5 protein-coding genes are annotated in these 5,636 nt (G+C 66.1%); 2 read left to right on the forward strand and 3 right to left on the reverse strand.

Annotated elements, in window-relative coordinates; all coding sequences use genetic code 11:
* Positions 1-18: 18 nt before the first annotated feature.
* Complete coding sequence (locus tag G3N93_RS33005) at positions 19-174, reverse strand: hypothetical protein (protein WP_206134839.1); 156 nt, start codon at positions 172-174, stop codon at positions 19-21.
* Positions 175-554: 380 nt separating this feature from the next.
* Here G3N93_RS33005 and adiC point away from each other — a divergent pair, with 380 nt between their 5' ends.
* Both adiC and G3N93_RS33015 read left to right on the forward strand, forming a co-directional pair.
* Positions 555-2,087 carry an arginine/agmatine antiporter gene (gene adiC, locus G3N93_RS33010; protein ID WP_206134840.1) on the forward strand — a complete coding sequence of 511 codons (1,533 nt, stop codon included), beginning with the start codon at positions 555-557 and terminating at the stop codon, positions 2,085-2,087.
* Between the two features lie 3 nt (positions 2,088-2,090).
* A complete protein-coding gene (locus G3N93_RS33015; RefSeq protein WP_174936890.1) occupies positions 2,091-4,430 on the forward strand; it encodes an Orn/Lys/Arg decarboxylase N-terminal domain-containing protein in 2,340 nt (779 codons plus the stop codon).
* Positions 4,431-4,509: 79 nt separating this feature from the next.
* On the opposite strand, the gene G3N93_RS33020 is transcribed toward G3N93_RS33015, so the two are convergent.
* Both G3N93_RS33020 and G3N93_RS33025 read right to left on the reverse strand, forming a co-directional pair.
* On the reverse strand, positions 4,510-5,235 hold the full coding sequence (locus G3N93_RS33020) for a hypothetical protein (RefSeq protein ID WP_206134841.1): 726 nt from the start codon (positions 5,233-5,235) through the stop codon (positions 4,510-4,512).
* Positions 5,236-5,376: 141 nt separating this feature from the next.
* The coding region (locus G3N93_RS33025; protein WP_206134842.1) for a helix-turn-helix domain-containing protein at positions 5,377-5,636 on the reverse strand (260 nt) is incomplete at its 5' end.

Raw genomic sequence — 5,636 nt, forward strand, 5'->3', positions numbered from 1 at the left:
ATTCCTCGATCCAATTGATCATTTTCGAAGTGCCGCCTTCCCTGCGTCGAAACGGCCGGCAACGCGCGGCACAATGGCGGTCAGGCAGCGAATGATCAAACGGACGGGGTCGAACGATCGATCGGAGTCGTCCTCGGGAAAGAAGCGGTGGTCGCGCACGCCGGCGGCGCGCATTTAATGCGTTCGATATTAACCGACAAACCCGAACCCCGATTCCCGCGCCACTTACGTCACGAATTGATTTAACCGATTCAGGAAAAACGATTAATCACGAAAATTTCAGCGACGTGATCTTGGGGCCCATTTCCGAAACCAACGGAAGCGCCTCCAACCTTGCCACACGGCCCATCCACCGCCGCACTCAAACACCGATTCACCGGTTTCAATGACATTCATCAATATTCAAGTTATTAAATACCGGCGTTTACCCTTATTAAAAACCACCAAGGCGATAACATGAAAACGTTAAATAAAACGACGATTCATGCCGGAATCGTCAACCGGCGCCACGCCGCGCCACCTCAACCGCAACACGTCTCGTCAAGGAGCGTCGCATGTCCGATGCCAGCTCGTCCTCCTCCCGCGCCGCCGCCCCATCGGCCGCGGCTTCCGCGCCGAAAATCGGCGTCATTCCCGCCACGCTGATGGTCGCGGGCAACATGATGGGCTCCGGCGTCTTCATGCTACCCGCGAACCTCGCCGCCACCGGCGGCATCGCGATCTTCGGCTGGCTGATCACGGTGGTCGGCGCCGTATCGCTCGCACTCGTGTTCGCGAAGCTCGCGGCGATCGACCCGGCCGCCGGCGGCCCGTACGCGTATGCGCGCAAGTCGTTCGGCCCGTACATGGGCTACCAGACCAACCTGATCTACTGGCTCGCGAACGTGCTCGGCAACGTCGGCCTCGCGGTCGCCGGCCTCGGCTACCTCACGCATTTCTTCCCGGTCCTGAAGGACCCGCTCGTGTTCGCCCTCGCGCAGATCTTCGTGATCTGGCTGTTCACGTACGCGAACATCCTCGGGCCGAACGTCGTCGGCCGCGTGCAGTCCGTCACGACGATCTTCGCGCTCGTGCCGATCCTCGGGATGGCCGTGTTCGGCTGGTTCTGGTTCAGCAAGGACGTGTATTTCGCCGGCTGGAACGTGTCGGGCGCGAGCAGCTTCAGCGCGATCGGCGCGACGCTGAACTTCACGCTGTGGGCGTTCATCGGCGTCGAGAGTGCGTCGGTATCGGCCGGCGTCGTCGAGAACCCGTCGCGCAACGTACCGATCGCGACCGTCGGCGGCGTCGTGCTCGCGGCCGTCTGCTACGTGCTCAGCTCGACCGTGATCATGGGGATGATCCCGAACAAGGCGCTGCTCGCATCGAGCGCGCCATTCGCGGATGCCGCGCGCCTCGCGCTCGGCAATACGGCCGCGAACGCGGTCGCGATCTGCGCGGCGCTGGGCTGCCTCGGCTCGCTCGCGGGCTGGACGCTGCTGGTCGGCCAGACCGCGAAGGCAGCCGCCGACGACGGCCTGTTCGCCGGCGTATTCGCCCGCGTGAACTCGAAGAACGTGCCGTCGGCCGGCCTCGCGATCGTCGCGCTGATCATGTCGGTGCAGGTGCTCGCGACGATGTCGCCGAGCGCCAGCGAGCAGTTCGGCAAGATCGCGTCGATCGCCGTGATCATGACGCTGCTGCCGTACATCTACTCGTGCATCGCGATCAAGGTGCTCGGCTACGGCAAGATGCCGTCGCACCAGTTCACGTTCTACACGATCGTCGGCCTGATCGGCGCCGTCTACGCGCTGTGGGCGATGGTCGGCTCCGACGGCCAGCAGACGCGCTGGTCGCTGATCTTCGTCGTCGCGACGATCGTCTTCTACGAGCTGTCGATCAACCGCCAGCGCGAGATCGAGGAAACCCATATCCATCCGGGCGGCCGCTCGCCGCGCTGGGTGCGCTATCTCGCGCTCGGCGTGACCATCGCCGCGCTCGCCGCCACCTTCTGGATCTCCATGGGCCGTCATCAGGCCGACACCCTTCACGCGCGCTCGCCGGCCGTTGCCGCGAGCGTCCAGGCAACCCAGCAACCGGGGGAATAACACATGACCGCTTCCTTGACCCAACCCGCCTTCCGCCGCCTCGGCATGAAGGCGCTGCTCGTGCAGCACGACATCGATGAGCGCACGGCCACGGGGCGCGCCGCGACGGCGCTCGCCGAGGAGCTGCGCACGCGGCTCGTCGACGTCGTGATCGCGACCTCCGCCGACGATGCGTGCGCGGTAGTCGCCGCCGATCCGGCAATCCAGTGCCTGCTGCTCAACTGGGAACTCGGCAACGATGCCGACCACGCACCCGCGCAGGCCGTGCTCGACGCGATGCGCGCGCGCAATGCGACCGTGCCCGTGTTCCTGCTCGCAAGCCGCGCGAGCGCGTCCGCGATTCCGGTCGACGCGATGCGCAAGGCCGACGACTTCATCTGGATGCTGGAGGACACCACCGCGTTCATCGGCGGCCGGATCGTCGCCGCGATCGAGCGCTACCGCGAAACCGTGCTGCCGCCGATGTTCCGCGCGCTCGCGAAGTTCTCGCGCGTGTACGAATACTCGTGGCACACGCCCGGCCACACGGGCGGCACCGCGTTCCTGAAATCGCCGGTCGGCCGCGCGTACTTCGAATTCTTCGGCGAATCGCTGTTCCGCTCGGACCTGTCGATCTCGGTCGGCGAACTCGGCTCGCTGCTCGATCACTCGGGCCCGATCGGCGAAAGCGAACGCTATGCGGCGCGCGTGTTCGGCGCGCATCGCACGTATCACGTGACGAACGGCTCGTCGATGTCGAACCGCGTGATCCTGATGGCGAGCGTCACGCGCAACCAGGTCGCGCTGTGCGACCGTAACTGCCACAAGTCGGCCGAGCACGCGATGACGATGTCGGGCGCGATTCCGACCTACCTGATTCCGTCGCGCAACCACTACGGGATCATCGGCCCGATCATGCCCGAGCGGCTGACGGCCGCCGCCGTGCGGCTCGCGATCGACGCGAACCCGCTCGTGCGCGGCCGCGACGGCATCGACCCGACGCCCGTGCATGCGCTGATCACGAACTCGACGTACGACGGCCTCTGCTACAACGTCGCGCGCGTCGAGGAACTGCTCGGCCAGAGCGTCGATCGATTGCATTTCGACGAGGCGTGGTACGGCTACGCGCGCTTCAACCCGATCTACCGCGACCGTCACGCGATGCACGGCGATCCGTCGCAACACGATGCGAGCAAGCCGACCGTGTTCGCGACGCAGTCGACGCACAAGCTGCTCGCCGCGCTGTCGCAGGCGTCGTTCATTCATGTTCGCGACGGCCGCAACCCGATCGAGCATGCACGCTTCAACGAGGCGTACATGATGCATGCGTCGACGTCGCCGAACTACGCGATCATCGCGTCGAACGACGTGAGCGCCGCGATGATGGACGGCCCCGGCGGCGAGGCATTGACGACCGACGCGATCCGCGAGGCCGTCGCGTTCCGCCAGATGCTGGCGCGCCTGCATACGGAATGCGCGGAGAACAACGACTGGTTCTTCAATGGCTGGCAGCCCGATAGCGTGGTCGATCGCAAGACGGGCCGTCGCGTGCGCTTCCACGAAGCGGACGCGACGCTGCTCGCCACCGATCCGTCGTGCTGGGTGCTGCATCCGGGCGACACGTGGCACGGCTTCGGCGATGTCGAGGACGACTACTGCATGCTCGACCCGATCAAGGTGTCGATCGTCACGCCGGGCGTCGCCTCGCACGGCGGGCTGATGCCGGTCGGCATTCCGGCGTCGGTCGTCACCGCGTATCTCGACCGGCACGGGATCGTCGTCGAGAAGACGACCGACTTCACGATCCTGTTCCTGTTCTCGCTCGGCGTGACGAAGGGCAAGTGGGGCACGCTCGTCAACACGCTGCTCGACTTCAAGCGCGACTACGATGCGAACGCGCCGCTCGAACAGGCGCTGCCCGAACTCGTCGCGCGCTATCCGGAACGCTACGGCAAGCTCGGCCTGCGCGACCTGTGCGACCTGATGTTCAGCGCGATGAGCGACCTGAAGACGACCGAGATGATGTCGCGCGGCTTCTCGACGCTGCCGAAGCCCGATTACAGCCCGGCCGAGGCGTTCGAGCATCTGGTGCACAACGACATCGAGATGCTGGAGCTATCGGAGATGGAAGGCCGCACCGTCGCGACGGGCGTCGTGCCCTATCCGCCCGGCATTCCGCTGCTGATGCCCGGCGAGAACGCGGGGCCGGCCGACGGCCCGCTGCTCGGCTACCTGAAGGCGCTCGAGCAGTACGACCTGCGCTTCCCCGGCTTCACGCACGACACGCACGGTGTCGAGGTCGAGGATGGCGTGTACCGGATTGCGTGCATCAAGCAGAAGGCACGCGATACCAACACGCGCTGAGTACGCAACGTAACGCGTAACGCGACGCCGCGCTGCCGGTCGACGGCGGGCGGCGCCACTTGCAGCCGGCGTCGGCCGCTCAGGCGGCCGGCTGCGCCTTCAGCTGGCCGACCCACTCGGCGAGCTGCGCCTCGCCCTCTTCGTCGAGCTTGCCGTGGAGTTCGCCGTACCACGACACGATCGCGTCGGCCGGCTGCGTGGCCTTCAGGATCTCCAGGCTCTTCTCCAGGAACGACGAGAAGAACGGGATGCCGCGCATGTAGAGGAAGGTCGAATCGGTGATGCGCATGTGGGCATAGACGTCGCGCATCCACGCGAGATGCGGCAGCGCCTCGTGCAGACGGCCGCTCTGCATCAGCGCGGAAATGAAGTTCACGCGCGCGGTGGCGTCGGACTGCTCGTGCGTGTCGTGATTGACCTGGGCAGCCTTCGTCAGCCACGCTTCGCCGCGCTCCACTTCGCCGCACATCACCGACGTCGTCGCGAGCTGCAGCGCGTTGTGCGCGCTCGGCTCCTGCTTGAACAGCTTGAGCCAGTACGAAAAGGCTTCCGGGTAGCGCTCCATCTCCGAGTACGCGATCGCGCACAGGCGCGCCGCATCGGCCAGCCGCTCGACGTGCGGCATGGCGCCCTCGATCGCCTTCTTGTACCGGCCCGCCTGCAACGCGGCCAGCGCGGACGCGAGTTCGGGGGCGATGTCGGGCTCGCCCGGTTCGCCCGGTTCGGTGGATTCCTGTGTCGACGGCGCGGGCGACGACGCTTCATCGCGCGGTTTCTTTCCGAACAGCTTTCCCAGCAGGCCCATGACGGTTGTCCTTGTCGTTTTCGTTGTGCCGCGTGAACGGCGCAAACCGGCCATCACGCGGCCGGCTTCTCTCAGTGCTGCGCGATCTTACGCCACGGCGGTGTCACGCGAGGGAAACGTCGACAGGCATCGGTACCGCGCTCAAGCGTCCCGCGCGTTTTCGCCGCGACTCATCCCGCGTCGATACGCGGCCGGGCTCGTCGCCGCGACGCGCCGGAAATGCCGGCGCAGCGATTCCTCGGAACCGAACCCCGCGCGCGCCGCAACCTGCGCGAGCGACAGCGCGGGATGCGCTTCGAGCATGTCCTTCGCGACGTTCACACGCTCGCGGATCAGCCACGCGAGCGGCGACATTCCCGTTGCGTCCGCGAACTGACGCTGCAGCGTGCGCGTGCTCATCG

The organism is Burkholderia sp. Se-20378 (genome assembly GCF_017104665.1).
GTDB classification, from domain to species: domain Bacteria; phylum Pseudomonadota; class Gammaproteobacteria; order Burkholderiales; family Burkholderiaceae; genus Burkholderia; species Burkholderia lata.